Origin of the sequence: Xanthomonas translucens pv. undulosa (genome assembly GCF_017301775.1) — a bacterium.
GTDB classification, from domain to species: Bacteria; Pseudomonadota; Gammaproteobacteria; order Xanthomonadales; family Xanthomonadaceae; genus Xanthomonas_A; species Xanthomonas_A translucens.
On the sequence record NZ_CP063993.1, the window covers coordinates 2629489 to 2653321 of the forward strand.

At 69.5% G+C, this 23833-nt stretch carries 18 protein-coding genes, 2 pseudogenes and 1 riboswitch; of the genes and pseudogenes, 14 read left to right on the forward strand and 6 right to left on the reverse strand.

What is annotated here, in order from left to right:
• The first annotated feature begins 120 nt into the window (after positions 1-120).
• The 4 genes from ISN38_RS11035 to ISN38_RS11050 all read left to right on the forward strand — a co-directional run bounded on the left by ISN38_RS11035 (position 121) and on the right by ISN38_RS11050 (position 3127).
• Positions 121-1161, forward strand: a complete 1041-nt coding sequence (locus ISN38_RS11035) for a ribonucleotide-diphosphate reductase subunit beta (protein WP_003476601.1) — start codon at positions 121-123, stop codon at positions 1159-1161.
• A 116-nt stretch (positions 1162-1277) separates the two neighbouring features.
• Complete coding sequence (locus tag ISN38_RS11040; RefSeq protein WP_003469255.1) at positions 1278-1847, forward strand: flavodoxin; 570 nt, start codon at positions 1278-1280, stop codon at positions 1845-1847.
• Between the two features lie 91 nt (positions 1848-1938).
• The gene (locus ISN38_RS11045; RefSeq protein ID WP_003469256.1) at positions 1939-2271 is read left to right on the forward strand and encodes a thioredoxin family protein; all 333 of its coding nucleotides are present in this window, start codon (positions 1939-1941) and stop codon (positions 2269-2271) included.
• Between the two features lie 187 nt (positions 2272-2458).
• A complete protein-coding gene (locus ISN38_RS11050; RefSeq protein ID WP_003469257.1) occupies positions 2459-3127 on the forward strand; it encodes a VOC family protein in 669 nt (222 codons plus the stop codon).
• A 120-nt stretch (positions 3128-3247) separates the two neighbouring features.
• Here the strand turns inward: ISN38_RS11050 and ISN38_RS11055 are convergent, their stop codons facing one another.
• Positions 3248-4153 (reverse strand): LysR family transcriptional regulator, encoded by a 906-nt coding sequence (locus ISN38_RS11055; protein ID WP_003469258.1) that lies wholly within the window; start codon positions 4151-4153, stop codon positions 3248-3250.
• A 97-nt stretch (positions 4154-4250) separates the two neighbouring features.
• Here ISN38_RS11055 and ISN38_RS11060 point away from each other — a divergent pair, with 97 nt between their 5' ends.
• A complete protein-coding gene (locus ISN38_RS11060) occupies positions 4251-5504 on the forward strand; it encodes an MFS transporter (RefSeq protein ID WP_047325448.1) in 1254 nt (417 codons plus the stop codon).
• A 114-nt stretch (positions 5505-5618) separates the two neighbouring features.
• On the opposite strand, the gene ISN38_RS11065 is transcribed toward ISN38_RS11060, so the two are convergent.
• Positions 5619-7577, reverse strand: coding sequence for a S8 family peptidase (locus tag ISN38_RS11065; RefSeq protein WP_047325447.1), 1959 nt, complete (start codon positions 7575-7577; stop codon positions 5619-5621).
• A gap of 57 nt (positions 7578-7634) precedes the next feature.
• The gene (locus tag ISN38_RS11070) at positions 7635-9971 is read right to left on the reverse strand and encodes a YadA family autotransporter adhesin (RefSeq protein WP_241753931.1); all 2337 of its coding nucleotides are present in this window, start codon (positions 9969-9971) and stop codon (positions 7635-7637) included.
• Between the two features lie 146 nt (positions 9972-10117).
• On the opposite strand from ISN38_RS11070, the gene ISN38_RS11075 reads away from it, so the two are divergent.
• Positions 10118-11497, forward strand: coding sequence for a sensor histidine kinase (locus ISN38_RS11075; protein WP_206711801.1), 1380 nt, complete (start codon positions 10118-10120; stop codon positions 11495-11497).
• Here ISN38_RS11075 and ISN38_RS11080 read toward each other — a convergent pair.
• Complete coding sequence (locus tag ISN38_RS11080; protein WP_003469263.1) at positions 11478-12227, reverse strand: response regulator transcription factor; 750 nt, start codon at positions 12225-12227, stop codon at positions 11478-11480. The two genes, ISN38_RS11075 and ISN38_RS11080, sit on opposite strands and share 20 nt — an antisense overlap.
• A gap of 350 nt (positions 12228-12577) precedes the next feature.
• On the opposite strand from ISN38_RS11080, the gene ISN38_RS11085 reads away from it, so the two are divergent.
• From ISN38_RS11085 to purU, 5 genes and pseudogenes are all read left to right on the forward strand, one after another.
• Positions 12578-13414 carry an NAD-dependent protein deacetylase gene (locus tag ISN38_RS11085; protein WP_108085249.1) on the forward strand — a complete coding sequence of 279 codons (837 nt, stop codon included), beginning with the start codon at positions 12578-12580 and terminating at the stop codon, positions 13412-13414.
• A 130-nt stretch (positions 13415-13544) separates the two neighbouring features.
• Positions 13545-14642, forward strand: coding sequence for an NADH:flavin oxidoreductase/NADH oxidase (locus tag ISN38_RS11090; protein WP_058363380.1), 1098 nt, complete (start codon positions 13545-13547; stop codon positions 14640-14642).
• Between the two features lie 61 nt (positions 14643-14703).
• Positions 14704-15579, forward strand: coding sequence for an NAD(P)-dependent oxidoreductase (locus tag ISN38_RS11095; protein WP_058363937.1), 876 nt, complete (start codon positions 14704-14706; stop codon positions 15577-15579).
• Positions 15580-15750: 171 nt separating this feature from the next.
• A pseudogene (locus ISN38_RS11100) lies at positions 15751-16147 on the forward strand (XVIPCD domain-containing protein).
• Positions 16148-16550: 403 nt separating this feature from the next.
• Positions 16551-17402, forward strand: coding sequence for a formyltetrahydrofolate deformylase (gene purU, locus ISN38_RS11105; RefSeq protein WP_206711802.1), 852 nt, complete (start codon positions 16551-16553; stop codon positions 17400-17402).
• Between the two features lie 40 nt (positions 17403-17442).
• Here the strand turns inward: purU and ISN38_RS11110 are convergent.
• Together ISN38_RS11110 and metE are read right to left on the reverse strand one after the other, a co-directional pair.
• Positions 17443-18200 (reverse strand): annotated as a pseudogene (locus ISN38_RS11110) (choice-of-anchor X domain-containing protein); the annotation flags it as partial.
• 127 nt (positions 18201-18327) lie between these two features.
• Complete coding sequence (metE, locus tag ISN38_RS11115) at positions 18328-20619, reverse strand: 5-methyltetrahydropteroyltriglutamate--homocysteine S-methyltransferase (protein WP_003469274.1); 2292 nt, start codon at positions 20617-20619, stop codon at positions 18328-18330.
• 213 nt (positions 20620-20832) lie between these two features.
• Positions 20833-21086: riboswitch (cobalamin riboswitch) on the reverse strand.
• Between the two features lie 144 nt (positions 21087-21230).
• Here metE and dusA point away from each other — a divergent pair.
• From dusA to ISN38_RS11130, 3 genes are all read left to right on the forward strand, one after another.
• Positions 21231-22250, forward strand: coding sequence for a tRNA dihydrouridine(20/20a) synthase DusA (gene dusA / locus ISN38_RS11120; RefSeq protein ID WP_003469276.1), 1020 nt, complete (start codon positions 21231-21233; stop codon positions 22248-22250).
• A gap of 426 nt (positions 22251-22676) precedes the next feature.
• The gene (locus ISN38_RS11125; protein WP_222936973.1) at positions 22677-23000 is read left to right on the forward strand and encodes a hypothetical protein; all 324 of its coding nucleotides are present in this window, start codon (positions 22677-22679) and stop codon (positions 22998-23000) included.
• A 73-nt stretch (positions 23001-23073) separates the two neighbouring features.
• Complete coding sequence (locus ISN38_RS11130) at positions 23074-23757, forward strand: response regulator transcription factor (protein WP_003469280.1); 684 nt, start codon at positions 23074-23076, stop codon at positions 23755-23757.
• Positions 23758-23833: the final 76 nt, after the last annotated feature.

A 23833-nucleotide genomic window follows, 5' to 3' on the forward strand; every position in this document is an offset into this window, starting at 1 on the left:
CACCCCGTAGCGGCGCCGGCGCGCGCATGGCGTTCCCGCGGGAACCCATGCGCCCGCCGCGTCGTCCCGCATCGCCGCGCCGCTTGCCGGCGCCGTTCAACAGACTACCGAATCCGACCCATGGCTATTGCGCTCGACCGCATCAAGATCCTCGAACCGATGCATCCCAACCGTTCCACCGGGATCATCAACGGCACCACCAGCGGCATCCTCAACTGGAACGACATCCCGTACCCGTCGTTCTATCGCGCGTACAAGGAGCTGTCGACCAACTTCTGGATCCCCGACGAGGTGGACATGAAGGGCGACGCCAAGCAGTACGGCGAACTGTCGGCGCGCGAGAAGAACGCCTACGACTCGATCATCGGCCTGCTGGCCACGCTGGATTCGCCGCAGACGCGCTTCATCTACAACGTCGCCGAATACATCACCGACCCGGCTGCGCACGCCAACGCGGCGATCATCGGCCAGCAGGAAGTGATCCACAACGAGAGCTACTCGTACGTGCTGGCGTCCATCGCCGGGCTGGCCGACCAGAACCGCGTGTTCGAGATCGCGCGCACGCACCCGACCATCATCGCGCGCAACCAGCCGATCATGCAGGCCTACGACGACTTCATGCGCGACAAGACCGCAGAGACCTTGCTGCGTTCGCTGATCCAGTCCTCGATCCTGGAAGGCATCAACTTCTATTCCGGCTTCGCGTATTTCTACAACCTGGTGCGGCAGAACCGCATGACCGGCACCGGCAAGATCATCAGCTTCATCAACCGCGACGAGCTGGCCCACACCAAGTTCATCAGCGAGCTGATCCGCGCCATCATCGGCGAGAACGCCGAGCTGCAGAGCAACGAGCTGACCGACTACGTGCACCAGGCGTTCGAGCATGCGATCCGGCTGGAGACCGAGTGGTCCGCCGAGGTGCTGGACGGCATCGAGGGCATCGACGTGGACGAGATGATCCAGTACGTGAAGTACCGCGCCAACAAGATGTCCGGCATGCTCGGTATCGAGAAGCTGTACACCGACGCCAGCGACAACGTGATGCCGTGGATCAAGGCCTACGCGGACAACTTCACCGAGACCAAGACCGACTTCTTCGAGATGCGCAACGCCAGCTACAAAAAGACCAACTCGGACAACGGCTTCGACGATCTGTGAGGGGTTGGGGATTCGGGATTCGGGATTCCTAACAGCAACGTCGAACCCCGCCTTTCCGGCTTTCCCACAGTCCAACGGCTGGTCATTCCCAATCCCGCCTTCCGAATCCCCGCCTCATGCACATCCTGCTCGCCTACGCTTCGCTCAGCGGCAACACCCGCGACGTCGCCCGCCGCGTGCAGGCGCAGTGCGAGGCCGCGGGTCATCAGGTGACCTTGATCCATACCGACGTGCAGACCCTGCACGGCGTGCTTGGCGACGCCGCGCATGCGGCCGGCTTCGACCTGCACCTGCTCGGCAGCTGGAGCGACAACGCCGGGCGCACCCCGGCGGAGATGAAGCGCTACATCGCCGAACTGGTGGAGGCGGCTGGCAAGAGGATCGAGGTCGCCGCGTTCGGCACCGGCGAGACGCAGTGGGGGCTGGAGTACTACTGCGGCGCGGTCAAGCGCATCGCCCGTTTTTTCGACAGCGCCTATCCGTTGCTGGAGATCGAGCAGATGCCGCATGGCGACCGCGACACCGCCGCGATCGACACCTGGTGCGCGCAGGTGCTGGCGCTGCGTGCCGCGCGTGCGCTGCCGGCCGGCGCCGCGCCTGCGGCCGAGGTGGCCGCTGCCGAATCCACGTCCGCCAGTGCGGCCGGATTCGTCGCGCTGGCGTTGCCGCCGCACGGCAGCGGCTGAGGCTGCATTCGTCCGTCCGTTTTTCCTGTCATCGCCGGCGTCGCACCTTCCCGCGCCGGGCTTCTTCCGACATCAGACAAGGTCCCGCTCCATGTTCACCACCATCACCGTCGCCACCGCCGAGCAGTTCGCCGACGCCATTGCCGCGCATCCGCGCGTGCTGGCCGATTTCAACAAGGACAACTGCCCCGGCTGCCGCATGCTCGACAAGTCGCTGGAGCGCTTCGCCGAGAGCGACAGCGCGCAGGGCGTGACCTTGCTGAAGGTGAAGATGGAGGATGTGGGCGAGGACTTCTTCCGCGCCCAGGGCCTGCGCCAGACGCCGACACTGATGCTGTTCCGCCAGGGCGAGGAAGTGGCGCGGGTGCCGGGCTTCGTGCCGCCTGCGAAGATCGACGAAGCGGTGCGCGCGCATCTGGGCTGAGCGCTCGCGGCAAGGCTCTCCTGTAGGAGCGGCTTCAGCCGCGACAGGTTCTACCCGGAGGTCCTGTCGCGGCTGAAGCCGCTCCTACAGGAGCACGTCCGCGCGAACATCCCACACGCTACGCGCCGTACTTGACCTCAACTACGCTTGAGGTCGTCCAATGGAGGCTCCAGCATAAGGAGCCTTCATGCGCATTGTTCAACTGAGCCTGCCTGCCAGCGATCCCGCGGCCAGCGCCGCCTTCTATCGCGACGTCCTGCAACTCCCGGTCGCGGCCACACAGGTGCGCATCGGCTGGAGCCTGCTCGATCTGGTGGCCGCCAATGTCGAGGTCGGCAGCGTGCATCTGGCGTTCAATCTTCCGCACGCGCGCTTCGACGCCGCCTGCGCCTGGCTGTCCTGGCGCGTGCCGTTGTTGCACGATCCGCTCGGTGAATCCCGCTTCGTCCTCGATGCCGCGTGGCAATCGCAGTCGCTGTATTTCGCCGGGCCCGACGGCGCGGTGCTGGAGCTGATCGCACGCAAGCCGTTGCCGGTGCACGCCACTGCCGCCGGCGCGTTCTCCGCGGCCGAATTGCTATGCATCAGCGAGATCGGGCTGCCCAGCGCGCAGGTGCCGGCGGTCGTCGCCGCGGCCCAGCAGCGGCTGGGGCTGCCGCCGTTCGTGCCGGTATCCGACGTATTCGCGCCGCTCGGCGATCACGAGGGCCTGTTGATCGTGGTCGATGGCCAGCGGCGCTGGTTCCCCGAGCAGCGACAGCTGCCGTTCGCGCACGGCGTGCGGGTGGTTGTCGAAGGCATGCGCGGCGGGCAGCTGTTGTGCGACGCGGCGGGATGGGAGGTGGTGTCGCAGTGAGGTAGTGCGCCCACGCGTCACTGTAGGAGCGGCTTCAGCCGCGACAGGTTCTACCCGGAGGTCCTGTCGCGGCTGAAGCCGCTCCTACAGGTGGAGCGGAGCCCAGCGGCCGATCCGCAGCTACCCGCGCTTCCCCGCCGCATGCGCCTGCGCCAGCTGCCACAGGTGGCGCACCACCGGCAGCGCCTGCGCGGTGGCCGGCAGCGCCGCCAACGCCAGCCGCGCCATCGGCACGCGGCCTTCGATGTCCAGGTAGCGCACGCCGGGCAACTGCACCTGGGTGGTGGAGGCCGGCACCACCGAGACGCCGAGTTCGGCGGCGACCAGATTCACGATCGACGACATCTGCGGCGCTTCCTGCTTGATCTGCAAGTCGAAGCCGGACTGGCGACAGGCTTCCAGAATCTCGTCGTACAGGCTGGTGCCGAAGCTGCGCGGGAACAGGATGAACGGTTCGCCGGCCAGCGCCGACAGCGGCGCGCGCCGGCGCTTGGCCAGGCGGTGCGCTGCCGGGACCGCGATCTTCATCGGCTCGTCGGGAAATTTCAGCAGCTGCAGTTCGGGCGGGGTAGCCACGCTGTAGCGGATGAAGGCCGCATCCAGTCGCCCCTGCACCAGCGCGGCGAGCAGGCCGGCGGTGTTGGTTTCTTCCAGCGCCAGCGCCACCGCCGGCCAGGCGCGACGGAAGTTGCGCACCAGCGTCGGCACGATGGGATTGAACGCGGCCGAGGCGGTGAAGCCCAGCCGCAGCACGCCGCTCTCGCCGCGCGCGGCACGGCGGGCGGCGTCGCCGGCGCGTTCCAGGTCGGCGAGCACGCGCTTGGCCTCGACCCGGAACGCGCGGCCGGCCTCGGTGAGGTCCGCGCCGCGCGGGGTGCGCACGAACAGCGGCGTGCCCAGTTCCTGTTCCAGCGCACGGATCTGCTGGCTCAACGGCGGTTGCTGGATGCCCAGCTGCGCCGCGGCGCGGGTGAAGTGGCCGGCCTCGGCGACGGCCAGGAAATAGCGCAGGTGGCGCAGTTCCATGTCATATCCAGAAGATATGGAGAATGCCAGGATCATATATTGGACACCGGATCGGCGCAGGCAAATACTGGCCGCCCTCGTTCGTTGCCGTGTCGCCGTGACCCCTTCCAGCCAATGCCTGCCGCTGCGGGCCGTGGCGGATGCGCCGTTGTTGCGCATCCGGCTGGCGCTGTTCCTGGCCGGCTTCGCCACCTTCTCGTTGCTGTACAGCGTGCAGCCGTTGCTGCCGGCGTTCGCGCGCGAATTCGGAGTCGACGCGGCGACCAGTTCGCTGCCGCTGTCGCTGGCCACCGGCGGCCTGGCGATCGCGATCTTCTGCGCCGGCGCGGTGTCGGAGAACCTCGGCAGGCGCGGGCTGATGTTCGTGTCGATCGCGTTGGCGGCGCTGCTCAATCTGGTCGCCGCGTGCCTGCCGCACTGGGGCGCGCTGGTCGTGGTGCGCGCGCTGTCCGGCATCGCCCTGGGCGGGGTGCCGGCGGTGGCGATGGTGTACCTGGCCGAGGAAGTGCCGGCGTCCAAGCTCGGCGCGGCCACCGGTCTGTACGTGGCCGGCAATGCATTCGGCGGCATGGCCGGGCGTATCGGCATGAGCGTGCTCACCGATCACTTCGACTGGCGCACCGCGCTGGCGACGGTCTCGGCCATCGACCTGCTGGCCGCGGTCGGCTTCGTGCTGCTGTTGCCGCCGTCGCGGCATTTCGTGCGCCGCCGCGGCATCAATCTGCGCTTCCACCTGCAGGCCTGGGGCGGGCATCTGCGCGACCGCTACCTGCCGTGGCTGTTCGCGATCCCGTTCCTGGCGATGGGCGTGTTCGTCAGCGTCTACAACTATGCCGGCTTCCGCCTGGGCGGGCCGGAGTTCGGCCTCAGCCAGAGCCAGCTGGGGATGATCTTCAGCGCCTACGTGTTCGGCATCGTGTCCTCGTCGGTGGCCGGCGCCGCGTCGGACCGCTTCGGCCGCGGCCCGGTGGTGCTGGCCGGCATCGCGGTGGCGGCGTTCGGCGTGGCGCTGACCCTGGCGCATGTGCTGGCGCTGGTCATCGCCGGCATCGTGCTGCTGACCATCGGCTTCTTCATCGCGCATTCGGCGGCCAGCGCCTGGGTCGGCCGCCTCGGCGGGCGCAACAAGGGCCATGCCGCGTCGCTGTACCTGCTGGCCTATTACAGCGGTGCCAGCCTGATCGGTTCGCTCAGCGGCGCGGCCTGGCAGCACGGCGGCTGGAACGCGCTGGCCGCTTGCTGCCTGCTGTTGCTGGGCATCGCCCTGGTGGCCGCGCAGGTCTTGCGCCGCGGCGCCGACGACAGCCGTCCGTATGGCCGCTTCGGCCCGCATCCGCCGCGCGGCGAATAGCGGATGGGGAAATGGGGGAGTGGGAAACGGGACGTGGGTTAGACAGAGCAAAGGCGATTGCCCGTGCTTTCGATTCCCGATTCCCGTTCCTCCACTCCCGGCTTCACCGGCGTGTCACTGCACCGAGTAGCTCACCGACAGGGTCACGTTGGCATAGCCGCCATTGCCGCCGAGCGTGCGGATGAAGTAGCTGCCGCTCGCCGGCAGCGCCGTCTGCACGTTCTGCGTGGTGCCATTGCGCACCGAGGCGAGGTCGGCATCGCTGCCGTCCGCACTGGGCGCGCGCGTGGAGCGCACGTAGAGCTTGAGCTGGCCGCTGCCGCCCAACGTGCGGATCTGCAGGTTGCGCGCGTTGAGCGGCAGGTCCAGGCGGTACAACTGGCCCTGGCCGGCCGCGGCGGACAGCTTGCCCAGCGTGCCGCGGTCGACCTTGATGGCCTTGCTTTCCTCGCCGCCGCCATCGGCGCCGGCGGCACGCGCCGCGGCCTTGGCTGCGTTGAGGATGCCGACACCAATGGGCAGCACCGGCTTGACCGGGAACTGATTGGAGGTCTGAGTCAGGATGTCGCGCATCTGCGTCGGCGACGGCACCGGGCGATTGGCGTTGAGCGCGGCGCTGATCGCCAGCGCGACCACGCCGGCGACGTGCGGCGACGCCATCGAGGTACCGGCATAGCCGGCATAGATCGATTGATCGGGGCCATGCTTGCCGTTGTTGAGGGTGGACCAGATCAGGCCGGTGCGGACCGAGCCGGAGCCGCTGGCCGCGTCGTTGGCATAGATGCCGCCGCCCGGTGCCGACAGGGTGATGCTGTTGCCGTAGTTGGAATAGGAGGCACGGCCGCCGGTGATGCCGGTGGCGGCCACGTTGATCACGCCCGGGCAACTGGCCGGGCTGAATCCGGCGGCGTCGGCGTTGCTGTTGCCGGAGGCCACGACCACCACGCTGCCGCGCCCGATCGCGCTGGCGATGGCTTTGGCGGTGACCGCATCCTGCTCGCAGGTTCCGCCGCCGCCCAGGCTCATGTTGATGACCTCGGCCGGGTTCGCGTTGTCTGGCACGCCGTCGATGTGGCCGCCCGATGCCCAGACGATGGCGTCGGCGATGTCGGCGGTGGAGCCGCCGCAGTGGCCGAGCGCGCGGATCGGCAGGATCCTGGCGTCCGGGGCGATGCCGACCATGCCCACGCCGTTGTTGGTGCGCATGGCGATGGTGCCCGCCACGTGGGTGCCGTGCCAGGTGCTGTCGGTCTGCTCGCCCGGCTGCGCGCAGCCGCCGTTGGCCGCCAGGTACTTGTCGTCGGTGGTCCAGTCGCCGGTGTCCCAGCCGCCGGCCGCGCGCCCGTCGCTTGCCCGGCCCGACACCAGTGCGTTGCTGATGAAGTCGTAGCCGGCGTTGGCCAGCGAAGTGTCCAGATCCGGATGCGCAGTGATGCCGGTGTCGATCACCGCCACCACCACGCCCTTGCCGGTCCCGTACTGCCACGCCGGCAGCAGGTCGATGCCGCCGTGGTTGGCGTAGCCGGTGGTCTCCGGCGCCAGCGTCTCCATGTGGCCGTCCGGCGTGCGCAGGTGCCACTGCACCACGTAGCCTGGATCGTTGGGCGCGGCGACCGCCGTGGCGCTGGCCTGCGCGGTGCTGCGCACCGGCTTGAGCAGCAGGTTCGGCTCCACGTACAGCACCGCCGGATCGGCCTTGAGGCTGGCCATCAGCGTCTCCAGCTGCGACTGGCTCAGGCGGCGGTTGGGCCGGACCAGATCGGCGCCGATCCCGAGCCGGCGCACCTGGCTCAGCGCCGGCGCGCCCTGCCGGTAGGTGCTCGACCACATGTTGGCGGCGCTCGGCGCGGCCATGATCTGCTTCAGCTTGGCGGCGGCGGCGTTCGCATCGCGGCGCTCGCTGCTGCCGTCGCGGTAGGTGACGATCAGGCCGTCGTAGAGCTTGGATTGGCCGGGCGCGGCGTTCTCCAGGACGGAGAAGCGCGGGGCGGACTGCGCGTGCGCGCTGGAGGCCAGCGCCACGCCAAGCGACAGCGCCAGCAGAGTGCGGGGAAACGAAGAAATGTCGGTCATGTCTGGATCTCTACGGAAGGTCGGAAGGATGCGGCGGCAGTGCGGTGAGGCGTGGCATCACCAGCTGAAGCCGGCACCGGCGGAGACGCTCTTCTCGTTGCCGGAGAAGGCGCCGCCGAGCGAGACGCTGGCGCGGTTGCCGATCGCGCGCTGGTAGCCCACCGCCAGCGCGTTCTCGCCGCCTTGCGAACCGACGCCGACGCCGACCCGGTTGGCGCCGGCCAGGCCGGAGGTGTTCGTCGCCATGCCGGCATAGGCCGCGCTGACCGCGCCCATCCGGTCGATGCGTCGGTCCATGTCCTGGAAGCGATGGTCGGTGTCGCTGCGCAGCTTGGTCAGGTTGTCGTCCCAGCCGGCCATGCGGCTGTCGGTGTAGGCATTGGCGCTGCGCAGCGTGGCGCTGTCGCCAGCCTGCATCTGGCCGACATTGGCCGCATCGGTGGCGGCACTGCCGGCCGCCACGTTGCTGATCTGGCGCTCGTTGCCGGCGCTGCCCACCGAGACCGTATTGGCGCGGGTGGCGCTGGAGCTGCGGCCCAGCGCCACTGCATTGTCGGCCGAGACCGAAGCGCCCTGGCCCAGCGCGGTGCCGGCGGCGGCGGTGACGGTGGCGCTTTCGCCGACCGCCACCGCGTTGGTGGCGTTGGCGCTGATGCTGGCGTTGGCGCCGACTGCGGTGCTGCCGTCGGCATTGACCCGGGCATTGCCGCCAAGTGCGGTGTCGTTGGGGCCGTAGGCCAGCGCATTGGCGCCCATCGCGGTACCGTTTTGGCCGTTGGCGGTGGCCTTGGCGCCGACCGCCACGGCATTGGTGCCGGCGCCGCCGCTGGGGGCGCCGCCGCTGCCGCTGCCGATGGCCACGCCGCCGCCGCCGGTCTGGGCAAGGTTGCCGACGCGGGTGTCCAGCGTCGACAGCGCACCGTCCAGCGCCGACAGCGCGGTACCGACGCTGCCGTAGGTCTTGCCCTGGATCAGGTAGGCGCTGCCGCTGAGCGTGCCGTCTTTGCCGACCACGCTGCCGGCACCGAGCGCGGTGGCGATGCTGCGCAGCTGCAGCACGTTGACCGCATCGGTGTCGGCGGTGCCGGCGGCGACATAGGTCAGCTGGCGCAGCGCGCCATCGCTGCCGAAGGCCACCGTGTTGTCGCGGTCGGCGATCGCGCCGGCGCCGATCGCCACGCTGTTGGCGCCGCTCGCGGCACTGTTGTAGCCCAGCGCGACGCTGCCGGCGGTCAGGGCGGTGGCGCCGCTGCCGAGCGCGGTCGCGCCGGCTGCGTTTGCGCTGGCGATGGCGCCGAGGGCGCTGGCGTCCTCGCCATAGGCGAAGGCCTGCGCGCCGACCGCGGCGGCATTGTTGCTGGTGGCCACCGATTGGGCGCCCAGCGCCAGGCTGTGGGTCGCGTCGGCATGGCTGTCGAAGCCCAGCGCGGTGCCGTAGTCGGACAGCGCCCAGCTGCCGGCGCCGATGGTCACCGCGCCCAGGCCATTGGACTGGGACGGGATGCCGGAGTTGCTGGCGCCGATCGCCACGCTCTGCTGGCCGGACGAGGAAGCGTTGTCGCCGATGGCGATGCTGCCGGCACCGGTGGCCATGGCGCTGTAGCCCATGGCGACCCCGAAGAAGCCGGAGGCCACGCTGTAGCCACCGTTGGCGATCGCACCGACGCCGCTGGCTTTGGCGGCATAGCCGAAGGCGCTGGCCTGCTGGGCCTCGGCCACCGCGGAGCTGCCGGCGGCAGTGGTGAAGTCGGCGGTGGCCGCGGACGTGGCGCCGATCGCCGTGGCGCTGGCGCCGCTGGCGCTGGTGTTCCAGCCCAGCGCACTGGCGTTGGCGGCGGTGGCGGTGGCGGCGGTGCCGAGCGCCAGCGCACCGAAGCCGGTGCTCTGCGCGCCGGCCGAATCGCCGTTGGTGCTGCCGAAGAAGCTGCCGCCGATCGCGATCGCCGACGTGCCGCTGGCCACCGCACCGTCGCCCATCGCGATGGCGGCGGCGTCGGAGGCCACGGTGTGGTGGCCGATGGCGATTGCGAAGGCGCCGGACGCGTCGGCGCGTGCGCCCATCGCCACGGCACGCAGGCCGGCGGCGGTGGCGAAGTCGCTGCCGTCGTTCAGGCCCTCGGCCATGAAGTAATCCTCGGTGTTCTGGCTGCCGGGCTGAATCGGCGCGGAGGGATTCGCATCGTCGGTGGGCTGCGCATCGCCGCTGTTTGTCGCTGTCGTGGTCGTGGCTGGCTGCGCGGCAGGCGTGGCGGCTGCGGGCGCATCGGCCGCGCTGGCGGCCAGCGGCGCCGCCGCCAGCAGCAACGCGACCGTCAGCAGGCTGTAAGGAACCTGCGACAGAGTGGACGAAGGACGTGGGCGGCGCGAACGGAAGAGCGTGTGCTTAACGGGCATGAGCGATTCCATGGAAGCGCTGAGACGATGATCCCAGCAATGGGTTTAGTCCCGATTAAGGCGGCAAGCACCTACCGCCTTCAATGCTGGTAAATTCACGTCAATCTCACGGTAGACTCACCGACATGGGAGTCTGGGTGGGACGCATGCCACAAAATCTGCTGGTCCGACTGTGGCGCCGGCATTGGACATGGCTGCGGCGCGTCCCGATTACCGATCCGGTCGACCGCGGCAATGCGCCTGCGCTGCAGGTGCTGTTCCTGTTCCTCGGCAGCGAGATCCCGCTCAACAAGCTCTACCACCTGCTGACCGCTCCGCAGATCCAGATGACTGCCGGGCAGCTGGCGGTGGACGTGGGTACCGACGCGGCGATGTCGGTGGCCGCCTGGACCGGGGTGTGGATGATCCGCCGCGGTCTGCTGCAACAGGCCGCCGCCGCGTTCATCGCGGTGGTGCTGTGCTCGGCGGTGGCGGCCAACCTGGCCTTCGGCTACCAGGTGCAGGCCTTCGATCCCTACCCGATGATGATGTTGACCCTGGCCGCACTGATGATCGGGCGGCGCGCGCTGTGGGTGGTGTACCTGTGCATCACGCTGATCTTCTGGGTAGGCATGGAGAGTCCGTGGGGGCGCGATCCGCGCGGCACGCGCAGCCCGTTCCAGAACCTGCCGTCGCTGGCGCTGAGCTACCTGATGATCACCCTGGTGCTCGATCGCACCGTGGCCGCGTTGCGCGAGAGCCTGTGGCGCGCGCGGCGCAGCGCCGCGCGGCTGCGGGTGGAGATGCGCGAGCGCGCGCAGGCGCAACAGCGGTTGCTGCACCTGCAGAAAATCGAACTGGTCGGGCAACTGGCCAGCGGCGTGTCGCACGACTTCAACAACGTCCTCAGCGCGATCCTCGGCTATGCCGAGCAGCGGCATTGCGTGCACGAACTGGATTTCGATCCGCCGCGCGATGCGCTGGCGCTGGCCGACGCACTGGACGGCGTGGCGCTGGCCGCGCAGCGCGGCGTGGCGATCAGCCGCAAACTGCTGAGCTTCAGCCGCCGCGAAGTGAGCGTGCCCGAGCGCTTCGATGCCGGCGAGGCGCTGCACGGCATCCAGCCGATGCTGCGGCAACTGTTCGGGCCGACCGTGCGCCTGCATCTGGACGTGGCGCCGGAACCGCTGCCGCTGTTCCTGGACCGCAGCCGGCTCGACCTGACGCTGCTCAATTTCGGCGCCAATGCACGCGATGCCATGCCCGACGGCGGCAGTTTCTCGATCTGCCTGCGCCGCGATGGCGCCTGCGCCCGCATCGAGATCGCCGATACCGGCGTGGGCATGAGCGCGGACGTGCAGCGGCAGGCGTTCGAGCCGTTCTTCACCACCAAGCCGGCCGGTCAAGGTACCGGGTTGGGGCTGGCGGTCGCATTCGAAATGGCGCAGGAGGCGCAAGGCAGCCTGGAGGTGCGCAGCACGCCGGGCGCGGGCACCTGCTTCGTGCTGCGCCTGCCGCTGGCGGCGCTCAACGTTCCTGCGGCATGAGCAGGTAACCCTCGCCACGCACCGCCTTCAGCGGCAGCGCGACGCCGGTACGCTCCTGCACCTTGAGCCGCAGCCGGTGCAGCAGCGCGTCCAGGCGATGCGGGTCGACCTCCAGGCCGAGGTTGCCGCCGAGCATGCCGATCAACGCGTCGCGGGTGACCAGCCGTCCGCGCGCGCTCCACAGGCTCTGCACCACCTTGCGCTCGGAGCCGGTCAACGGCACCGCCTGTCCCTCGGGCGAGAACAGGCACCAGCCGTCGTCCTGCAGCTGCCATTCCTCCGCCGCGTTGGGTGCCGAGGACGGCGGACGCGACATGCGCCGCGCCACGCTGAACAGCGTGGCGGCCAGGATCTCGATCTGCACCGGTTTGATCAGGTAGGAGTCCGCGCCCTGGGTCAGGCCACGCACCAGATCCGGCTGTTCGCCGCGCCCGCTCAGGATGATGATGCCCAGCCCCGGGCGCTGCGCCTGCAACTGCTCGGTCAGGGTGAAGCCGTCGCTGTCCGGCAGGCCGATATCGAGCACGATCAGGTCGAAACGGCGGTCGTTCAGCGCCGCCCACAGCGCCTGCGCGGTGCGCAGCGGCATGACCTCGAAACCGTGCCGTTGCAACCCGGGCACCAGGACCCGGTCGCGCAGCACGTCGTCGTCCTCCAGCAGCGCCACCCGCAGCGGGGCGGTGGCGGTGGCGGCGATCGGCTGGCCTATCGGATCGGAAAATCTGCTCACGACGCGGAATCGGGGATGGACGGCATTCCTGCCTGAGGCATCGTGCGGCAGCGAGGCTGCGCGCAGCCGATGCATCTTGCCGGTGTTCGACAGTAGCCAGTTTCAGCAGCGCTTTCAATGCGCGGTGTGCTGCGGCTGCACGCGGATTCGGCGCCGCCTGCGTCGTCTTCACGCGGCAGATGGCGCAGTGCGAAACCGGCACGCTTGCGTGCGGGCGCTTGCGTTGCCGCGCGGCGGACCCAAGATTGCATCCATCGTGTCGCTGGCGCAGCGGGCGTCCACGCCGCACCAAAGCAACCGCCCAAGGACACCGTACGATGCACCCGACATTGCCGGATCACGCCCTGCCCATGCCTGCGCCGGCCGCCGCGGACGCAGCGCTGCAAGCGTTCGTCGCGCGCCACCGGCGCCTGTTCGTGCTGACCGGCGCCGGTTGCAGCACCGATTCGGGCATTCCCGACTACCGCGATGCCGCCGGCGACTGGAAGCGCGCGCAGCCGGTCACCTATCAGGCCTTCATGGGCGAGTTGGCGACGCGGCAGCGCTACTGGGCGCGCAGCCTGGTCGGCTGGCCGCGCTTCGGCTACGCCCGGCCCAACGCTACGCATGCGGCGCTGGCGCAGCTGGAAGCGCGCGGCCAGGTCGAACTGCTGCTGACCCAGAACGTGGACCGCCTGCACCAGGCCGCCGGCAGCGCAGCGGTGATCGACCTGCACGGGCGGCTGGACGTGGTGCGCTGCATGGAGTGCGAACGTCGCCTGCCGCGCGAGGACTTCCAGCAACAGCTGCTGCAGCGCAATCCGCACTGGGCGACGCTGCAGGCCGGGCAGGCGCCCGATGGCGACGCCGACCTGGAAGACGTGGACTTCGCCGTCTTCGCGGTGCCGGCCTGCACGCAATGCGGCGGCGTGCTGAAACCGGACGTGGTGTTCTTCGGCGAGAACGTGCCGCGCGAGCGGGTGGCCGCCGCCTTCGCGCATCTGCAGCAGGCCGACGCGATGCTGGTGCTGGGCTCGTCGCTGATGGTGTATTCCGGCTTCCGCTTCGTGCAGGCCGCGGCCAAGGCCTGCATGCCGATCGCCGCGGTCAACCTGGGCCGCACCCGCGGCGACGACCTGCTGAGCCTGAAGCTGGCCCAGCCCTGCGCGCAGGCGCTGGAGTTCCTGCTGCCGCCGGTGGCCGCGTAGCGCCCCGCGGCGCAGCGCGTTCCGAATCCGCGTACGAACTGATCCATCCGCAGTGGTTGATCGGCAGCGGTGGCAGGAGTGAAATGGCAACCTGCCCGCACTGTGGCGGGCGCCCCCACGGAACGCCACCTTGAGCCATCTGTTCTCGCCCCTCGCGCTGGGGCCGCTGTCGTTGTCCAATCGCATCGTCATCGCGCCGATGTGCCAGTACTCCGCCGAGCACGGCCAGGCCAGCGACTGGCACACCATCCACCTCGGCCAGCTGGCGCAGTCCGGCGCCGGCCTGCTGATCCTGGAAGCCACCGCGGTGGAGCCGCGCGGGCGCATCAGCTACGCCGACCTGGGTCTGTGGGACGACGCCACCGAAGCGGCGCTGCGCGGCGTGCTGGCCTCGGTGCGGCGCTGGTCGCCGATGCCGCTGGGCATCCAGCTCGCGCATGCCGGGCGCAAGGCATCCACGCACAAGCCGTGGGACGGCGGCGGCGCGATCGCGCCGGGGGAGCCGAACGGCTGGCAGACCGTGGCGCCGTCGGCGCTGGCCTTCGCCGACAACGGCACGCCGCCGCAGGCGCTGGACCTGGCCGGCATCGACGCCATCGTCGCCGCCTTCGTCGCCTCGGCGCAGCGCGCCGAACGGCTGGGCTTCGAACTGATCGAGCTGCATGCCGCGCACGGCTATCTGCTGCACCAGTTCCTGTCGCCGCTGAGCAACCAGCGCGACGATGCCTACGGCGGCAGCCTGGAGAACCGCATGCGCCTGCTGCTGCGCGTGCAGGCGGCGGTGCGCGCGGCGGTGTCGGCGTCGGTCGCGGTCGGCGTGCGCATTTCCGCCACCGATTGGGTCGAGGGCGGCTGGGACGTGGCGCAGAGCGTCGCGCTGGCGCAGGCGCTGCAGGCGCAGGGCTGCGACTACCTGCACGTGTCCAGCGGCGGCCTCGACCGCCGCCAGCAGATTGCGCTGGCGGCCGGCTACCAGGTGCCGCAGGCCGAGGCGATCCATCGCGCAGTGCGCATGCCGGTGATCGCGGTCGGCCTGATCACCGAGCCGCAGCACGCCGAGGCGATCCTGGCCGAGGATCAGGCCGACGCGATCGCGCTGGCCCGCGGCATCCTCTACGACCCGCGCTGGCCGTGGCACGCTGCCGCCGCGCTGGGCGCCAGACTGACCCCGTCGCCGCACTACCTGCGCTGCGAGCCGCGTTCGGCGCGCGGCCTGTTCGACGCGTGATGCGCACGCGCTGCGCCGCACAGGACGCGGCATCCACCCCGAGTTGGGCAAGGAGTTTGCAATGAGCATCGGATTTCTCGGCCTGGGCACGATGGGCCAGCCCATCGCCCACAACCTGCTGCGCGCCGGACATGCGCTGACCGTGTGGAACCGCAGCGCGGCCGCGGCGCAGCCGCTGCTCGAGGCCGGCGCGCAACTGGCCGCGCAGCCGGCCGACGCGGTGCGCGGCCCGGTGCTGTTCTCGATGCTGGCCGACGACGCGGCGGTGCGCGAGACCCTACTCGAGCGCGGCGCGCTCGACGCGCTGCCGGCCGGCAGCGTGCACGTCAACATGGCCACGATCTCGGTGTCGCTGGCGCGCGAGCTGAGCGCCCTGCATGCCGAGCGCGGCGTGGTCTACCTGGCGATCCCGGTGCTGGGCCGCAGCGACGTGGCCGCGGCCGGCCAGCTCAACCTGCTCGCCGCCGGCGACGCCGCCGCGCTGGCGCGGGTGCAGCCGCTGCTGGAGGTGATCGGGCGCAAGACCTGGTATTTCGGCGATGCGCCGGAGCAGGCCAACGCGGTCAAGCTGGCGGCCAACCTGTGCCTGGCCAGCGCCATCGGCACCATGGCCGAAGCCTCGGCGCTGGTGCGCGGGCATGGCGTGGACGTGGCCGATTTCCTGGGCATGCTCGGCAGTACCGTGTTCGCCGCACCGGCGTACCAGAACTATGGCGGCATGATCGCCGAGCAGCGCTACAGCCCGGCCGGCTTCAAGACCACGCTGGGGCTCAAGGACGTGCGCCTGGCCTTGAACGCCGGCGAGAGCCGGCACGTGCCGATGCCGCTGGCGGCGGTGCTGCGCGACCAGTTCATCGACGCGATCGCGCACGGCGACGGCGCGCTGGACTGGTCGGCGCTGGCCAAGGTCGCCGCACGCCGCGCCGGGCAGGGCTGAGCACGCGATCGGGCCATGCCGCCGCGCGCGCTTCAAGCATCCTTGTCGCGGCATAGTGCAGACTAGGGCGCCGCGCTTGAGCTGACCGTGTCCTTGCCGCTAAGGTGCGGCGGCCTGCAGGCGCATCAGCAGGAGGATGCCATGAGCCCGAATTCCTCCGATCCCGGCGCCATGACGCCCATCCAGCCGCCGCGCGACGCCGTGCTCGGCCCCGAGCATCCGGATCACCCCGACCACCTGCTGTACGCGCTGATCCGCGAAGGCGTGCACGCGCTGGATGCCGCCTGCGGGCGTGCGCCGGATGCGATGCGAGCGCATGGTGGCGCGGCTGCTGCCGCTGACCAAGGAGTACGGCTTCGACCAGGTCGACCACGTGGTGCTGAGCCGCGAGCTGGGTGAGGTGGAGCAGGGCGAGAACGTGTTCCTGGTGCGTGGCGATCTGGACGACCCGGCGCATCTGCGCACGCACATCACCACCCACGAAGCGGTCGGCATGTCGGTGGAAGAGTCGCTGGCGCGGCTGGAGAAGGTCAACCGGCGCCTGGCGCTGCGCTTGCGTGCGGAGTGAGCGCGGCCTGGCGCGCGGGCGAGGCCGCCTGCGGCCAGCACGCCGATGCTGCAGCGTATTGCAGCGACGTCAGCCGCGACGATCGAAGCGGCGCACTTTCCGGCGTCGGAAAGCGTCGGGACTGAAGTCTCTCCCACAGTGCACCGGTTGGCCTGCAGCAAGCCCCTTTAGGAGCGGCTTCAGCCGCGATCGGGCTCTACCGGTAGGGTTCGGTCGCGGCTGAAGCCGCTCCTACATTCGGCAAACATCTGGCAATACCCCCGCGGCATCCCACCCCCGATGCCCTGTCAACATCCGTGGCCGACCATCCCATCCCGAATCCCGAATCCCGAATCCCAAGTCCCGAGTCCCGAGTCCCGAGTCCCGAGTCCCGAGTCCCGAATTCTCCTCTATCATTGTCAGGATGCGCCCCGACTACATCCTGACCCTGTCCTGCCCTGACCGTACCGGCATCGTCTACCGCGTCAGCGGCCTGCTGTTCGAACACGGTTGCAACATCCTCGACGCGCAGCAGTTCGGCGACGAGGAGAGCGGCCGTTTCTTCCTGCGCGTGCACTTCGACGTGCCTGCCGACGGCAGCGTCGCCGCGGTGCAGGCGCAGCTGGCGCCGCTCGCCGCCGACTACGCGATGGACTGGCAACTGCACGATGCGCGGCGCCGCGCGCGCCTGCTGGTGCTGGTCAGCAAGCAGGGCCATTGCCTCAACGATCTGCTGTTCCGCGCCCACAGCCGGCAACTGCGCGTGGACATCGCCGCGGTGTCGTCCAACCACGACGATTTCGCCGGGTTGGCGCGCTCCTATGCGGTGCCGTTCCACCATCTGCCGGTCGGCGCCGACAACCGCGCCGAGCAGGAAGCGCAGCTGCTGGCGCTGGTGGAACGCGAACGCATCGACCTGGTGGTGCTGGCGCGCTACATGCAGATCCTGTCGCCGACGCTGTGCGCCGCGCTGGCCGGGCGCGCGATCAACATTCACCACAGCTTCCTGCCCAGCTTCAAGGGCGCGCAGCCGTATCACCAGGCGCACGCGCGCGGGGTCAAGATCATCGGTGCCACCGCGCACTACGTCACCAGCGACCTCGACGAAGGCCCGATCATCGAACAGGACGTGGCCCGCGTGGACCACGCGATGACCCCGCGCGAGCTGGTGCGCCTGGGCAGCGACACCGAATCGCTGGTGCTGGCGCGCGCGGTGCGCCGCCACGTCGAGCATCGCATCCTGCTCAACGGCCATCGGACGGTCGTTTTTCGGTGAGGCCGGGATGACCCGCCGAATGGCCGGTCATCCCGGTCGCTCAGCGCGCCGCGTTGGCGTTCATCGTCGCGTTGCGGCTGGCGTCCAGGTATTGCGCCGGATCGCGCATCCCGGTGGTGTGGCATTGGCCGGTGGTGTGGCCGCGGTTGACCCCGCCCGGTAGCTGCGCGTTGACCTTCTCGACCACGCCGTCCTCCGGGTCGTCCAGCACCAGGTCCGAGGCTAATCGTTTTTGTACCAGCGGGTCTTGGCGAAGGAGGTCGTGTAGTAGTTGACCAGCGCCCGCGCCGAGCTCGGGATGCCGGCCAGCCAGGCCTTGGCGCCGTCATAGGTCATGTCGCTGTTGCTGCCGCAGCCCACGCCGAACCACGACCCCATCGTGGCCAGGATGCCGGACAGGTTGGTGCCCTGGTACGGCGTGCCCACCGACTGCATGACAAGGCCGCCGCTGGCATTGTCCAGGCCGCTCCAGTAGTAGCTGTACAGGTGCAGCGCGGCCATGCCGCCCTGGCTGTGCGCCACCGTGCCGAACGAATTCCACTGGCTGCCGAACTGTGCCAGCAATTGTGCGAACTGGTCGTTGCTGCGCTTCTGGTTGACGTCCAGGAAGCTGGAGGCGTTGCTGAACTGCGCCTCCGGCCAGACCCCGCCCGAGCAATAGCCATGCACCAGTATCAGGCGTGAGCCGGCCGCTTGTGTTTGCGCATCGGTCGCCGCGCGCTGCAGCGTCGCCGGGCGCTCGCCCATGCACATGCTGGCGTCGATCGTGCCGCCGCGCGCCATGCTGCTGCGGGAGAGTAGCTTTTTTAGCGTCGGCGCATGAACCAGAAGTTGCGCGGCGATGCTCGCGCACGGACATGCCGTACATGCTGCTGTTGCGATGCCCGGCGTGCAGCACGCCGGGCATCGTCGGCTCATCGCCGACTTACGCCGCTTGCGCCTGTTGCGCGCGCAGCTGCCGCGCCGCGGCCACCATCGCTTCCAGCGCGTTGCGCGTTTCCGGCCAGCCGCGGGTCTTCAACCCGCAATCCGGATTGACCCACAGCTGCTGCGGATCCAGCACTGCGCGCGCCTTGTCCAGCAACTGCACCATCTCCTGCGTGCTGGGCACGCGCGGCGAGTGGATGTCGTACACGCCCGGGCCGATCGCATTGGGATAGCGGAAGCGCACGAACGCATCGAGCAGTTCCATCCGCGAGCGCGAGGTCTCGATCGAGATCACGTCCGCGTCCATCGCCGCCACCGCCTCGATGATGTCGTTGAACTCCGAGTAGCACATGTGGGTATGGATCTGAGTGGCGTCGCGCACCCCGGCTGCGGCGATGCGGAAGCATTGCACGGCCCAGTCCAGGTACGCCTGCCAGTCGGCGCGGCGCAACGGCAGGCCCTCGCGGATCGCCGGCTCGTCGATCTGGATCACGCCGATGCCGGCCGCCTCCAGGTCGCGCACCTCGTCGCGCAGCGCCAGCGCGATCTGCCGGCAGGTCTGCGCGCGTTCCTGATCGTCGCGCACGAACGACCACTGCAGCACCGTCACTGGCCCGGTCAGCATGCCTTTCATCGGCTTGTCGGTCAGCGACTGCGCGTACTGGGTCCAGCGCAGCGTCATCGGCGCCGGCCGCTGCACGTCGCCGTAGATGATCGGTGGCTTCACGCAGCGCGAGCCGTAGCTCTGCACCCAGCCATGCTTGGTGAAGGCGAAACCGTCGAGCTGCTCGCCGAAGTATTCGACCATGTCGTTGCGCTCGAACTCGCCGTGCACCAGCACGTCCAGCCCGATCTGCTCCTGCGCGCGCACGCAGCGCTCGGTTTCGGCGGCCAGGAACGCGTCGTACTCGGCATCGCCGAGCTTGCCGGCCTTGTGCTGCGCGCGCGCCTGCCGCACCTGCGCGGTCTGCGGGAACGAGCCGATGGTGGTGGTCGGGTAGGCCGGCAGCTGCAGCGCCGCCTGTTGCGCGTCGCGCCGCTGCGGATACGGCGACTGGCGGCGTCCGGCGTCCTCGCTCAACGCCGCCACCCGGCGTGCGACCTCGGGGCGATGCACGCGCGCCGAGGAACGCCGCGTGGCCAAGGCCTCGCGCGCCTCGTCCAACTCGGCCTGCGCATGCGGCAACTCCTGCAGCGCGTCGGCCAGCGTGCGCAACTCCTGCAGTTTCTGTTTGGCGAAGGCCAGCCAGGCGTGCAGTTCGCGGTCCAGCGCCTTTTCCTGTTCCAGGTCCACCGGCACGTGCAGCAGCGAGCACGACGGCGCCAGCCACAGGCGCTCGCGGCCGACGTGCCCGGCCGCGTAGCGCGCCAGGGTCAGCGCATTCTCCAGCGGCGTGCGCCACACGTTGCGGCCGTTGACCAGCCCCGCCGACAGCACGCGCCCGGCCGGCAACGCCTGCAGCACCGCGTCCAGCTGCGCCACGCCGCGCACCAGATCCACGTGCAGGCCGTCCACCGGCAGCGCCGCGGCCAGCTCCAGGTTGTCGCCCAGTTCGCCGAAATACGTGGTCAGCAGCAGCTTCGGTCGCGGCGCCTTGGCCAGGAACGCATAGGCGCGGCGATAAGCCTCGCGCGCGGCCTCGTCCAGGTCCAGCACCAGGGCCGGCTCGTCGATCTGCACCCAGTTGGCGCCGGCCGCGTCGAGTTGCTGCAGCAGTTCGGCGTAGACCGGCAGCAGGCTGTCCAGCAGCGCCCAGCGATCGCTGCCGTCCACGGTCTTGGACAGCAGCAGGAAGGTCACCGGCCCGATCAGCACCGGCCGCGTGGTGATGCCCAGCGCCTTGGCTTCCAGGAATTCGGCCAGCGGCTTGTCGCCGCGCAGGCGGAAGTGCTGGCGCCGCGCCAGTTCCGGCACCAGGTAGTGGTAGTTGGTGTCGAACCACTTGGTCATTTCCAGCGCGTGCAGGTCCAGCCCGCCTTCCTGCGTGCCGCGCGCCATCGCGAAGTAGCCGGCCAGCGGATCGGCATCGGCCAGTGCGCGGTAGCGCTGCGGGATCGCGTCGACCAGGAACGCGGTGTCGAGCATCGCGTCGTACAGGCTGAAGTCGTTGCTGGGCGGCAGCTCCACCCCGGCCTCGACCTGCAGTTGCCAGTGACGCTGGCGCAGCTGCCGCGCCGTGTCGTGCAGACTTGCCTCATCGGTTTCGCGGCGCCAGTAGCTTTCCAGCGCACGTTTGAGCTCGCGCCGTGCACCGATGCGCGGGAAGCCCAGGTTGGTCACGATCGTCATTTGCGTTTCCTCATTGCGGTCATAGGCATTGAGGAACGAAGGAACCGCGCGCCGTCCGCCCGTTCGCACGGGACGCCCGCCACGCCAGCGACCTTCGCCCCCGCGGGCGAACCGGCGCCACGCGGGCAGGCGGAAGAGCGCGGCGCGGCGCAGGGCCACGGCACGGCTTCCGGCCGCCTCCCCGCGGAGGTGCCAGGTCGAATCGGAGGACGCACAGGTCCTCCGGCCGGGGCCGGTATTCGGGCTGATGGACGAGCGCACCGTGCCGGCTGCGCGCCTACTGTCCGCCGCTTCCCAGGCCGGCATGCGCCGGCCCAGTGCCATTGACGGAGGTCGTTTCCATTCACCGCTGCGGGGCAGCTCCGGAATGGGCAGGCGCTTGCGGCGCCGGCCTTCACCGGATTCCCGTTTAAATCCATCCCTTCATCCGAATGAAGCGATGGATACCTTCGGCGAGCGCACGATAGGCTGGATGCGGCTGCGGGTCAAGCGCCAAGTGAATTCGCCGGCGTTCCCCGGCAACGTTCACGGCGAACGTGTAAGCTATTGATCCCAAAGCCAATGATCTGACGCTTCCGCCAGCAGGCGACAGCGCAGCACCGCCGCGCCCGATGACGCTTCCGCTCCCGACCTCCGACCTGTCCGCGCGCTACGCCGCCTCCCTGCGCCTGTCCGTTGCGCCGATGATGGACTGGACCGACCGCCATTGCCGCGTGTTCCACCGGCTGCTGGCGCCGTCGGCGCGGCTGTATACCGAGATGGTGCACGCCAATGCCGTGGTGCTGGGCGATCGCGCGCGCTTGCTGGGCTTCGATGCGGTCGAGCATCCGCTGGCGCTGCAGCTCGGCGGCAGCGATCCGGCGCTGCTGGCGCAGGCGGCGCGGATCGGCCAGGGGTGGGGCTACGACGAGATCAATCTCAATTGCGGTTGCCCATCCGACCGGGTCCAGGCCGGGCGTTTCGGCGCCTGTTTGATGCGCGAGCCGGCGCTGGTCGCCGACTGCGTGGCGACGATGGTGCAGGCGGTAGACATTCCGGTCACGGTGAAGTGCCGTCTGGGCGTGGACCAGGACGACGACTACGAGGTCTTCCTTGCTTTCGTCGATCAGGTCGCCGCGGCCGGCTGCGGGCTGTTTGTGGTGCATGCGCGCAACGCATGGCTGCAGGGCCTGTCGCCGAAGGAGAACCGCGAGGTGCCGCCGTTGCGCTACGACTGGGCCTACCGGCTCAAGCGCGAGCGGCCGCAGTTGCAGGTCGTGCTCAACGGCGGGCTGGCCGACGTGGACACGGCACGCGCGCAACTGGACGCCGTGGATGGGGTGATGCTGGGCCGCGCGGCCTATCACGATCCCTATGTGCTGCACCGGCTGGACGCGGCCCTGACCGGCGCCACGCCGCGGCCGCGCGCCGCGCTGCTGCGCGCGCTGCGGCCCTATGTCGAGACGCGTCTGGCCGACGGCGTCGCCCTCAAGCACATCGCCCGCCACCTGCTCGGCCTGTTCCACGGTCAGCCGGGCGGCCGTGCATTCCGCCAGGTGCTCAGCGAAGGCGCGCACCGGCTGGGCGCGGACTGGGCGCTGTTGGAACAGGCGTTGCTTGTGACCGAGGGGACGCCCCGCGTCGCGGCGTAGCGAGGTGGGCAAGCGCGGCGGTTCGCGCGCGCCACTGCCCAACGCAAGCTGTCCAGACGAATGCCGCGCTTCCCTTTCGGTCCCCCGTTCAGTTAATTTGTTCAGCTTGCCGCGGCAGTCCGCACCGCTGCGGCAGCGGCGGCAGAGCCTTGCCGAGGCGGGGCCGGGCACCGGCAGGGACGGCTCGCGGGCCTGGAATCGGAAGTTCATTTCACTGAACGCCGCCGGCCGCTGGGGGAAAAGTTCAGATCGGATTCACCCCGAAAAATCAAGAATTTGGCTCCATTTTGCGAAATCGCGGTGCCGCTGCCCGGCATCCGGTTTCACAACTTTTGAACGTTTCCGATCAGTCCGTTAGGATGCACGCTCGTGACCTCGCCCACTCTCCGCCGCTACCGCACCGCCGCCGTGATCGCATTCGCGCTCATGGCCGTTGCCGACGGCTGGGCGCAGCAGCCGGGTCCGCCTGGCGTGTCGCCCATGGTGCCGCCCGGCGAGGCGGCCCGGCCGCGCGACTACAACGGCAGTTCGCTGTCCGACGCGGTGCGCCGGGTGCAGCGGTCCACCGGTGGACAGATCCTCGGTGCCGAGCGCGTGCCGTTCGACGGGCGCGACATCAACCGCGTCAAATACATGGATGGTCGTGGCCGCGTGCGCTACATGGACGATCCGCAGCCCGGCCGTATGGCGCCGCCGCGCGTGCCGCGCCCCAGCGACGTGCAGGAACCACCACGCGACGATAACCCCTGACCTGGATAGTCTGGTTCAGCTTGTCACACACTGCCCCGGCCGCCGGCCACCTGTAAGTCATTAGGGAGAGTTCATGCGTATCCTTCTGGTCGAAGACGAAGCCCCGCTGCGAGAAACCCTGGCTGCTCGCCTGAAGCGCGAGGGGTTTGCGGTGGATGCGGCGCAGGACGGCGAGGAAGGCCTGTACATGGGCCGCGAAGTGCCGTTCGACGTGGGCATCATCGATCTTGGCCTGCCGAAGATGTCGGGCATGGAGTTGATCAAGGCGCTGCGCGACGAAGGCAAAAAGTTCCCGGTGCTGATCCTCACCGCGCGTTCCAGCTGGCAGGACAAGGTCGAGGGTCTGAAGCAGGGCGCCGACGACTATCTGGTCAAGCCGTTCCACGTCGAGGAATTGCTGGCGCGGGTCAACGCGCTGCTGCGCCGCGCTGCGGGCTGGAGCAAGCCGACCCTGGAATGCGGGCCGGTGGCGCTGGATCTGGCCGCGCAGACAGTCAGCGTCAGCGGCAGCAACGTGGATCTGACCAGCTACGAGTACAAGGTGCTTGAGTACCTGATGATGCATGCCGGCGAACTGGTCTCCAAGGCCGACCTCACCGAGCACATCTACCAGCAGGATTTTGATCGCGATTCCAACGTGCTGGAAGTGTTCATCGGCCGCCTGCGCAAGAAGCTGGATCCGGACGGCGAGCTGAAGCCGATCGAGACCGTGCGCGGCCGCGGTTACCGCTTCGCCATCCCGCGCACCGAAGGCTGATCCCACGCGCCTGCGACAAGCAAGCGAAGGACGCGACGGCGTGGTGGCACGGCCCAAGTGGTACAAGCGCTGGCGC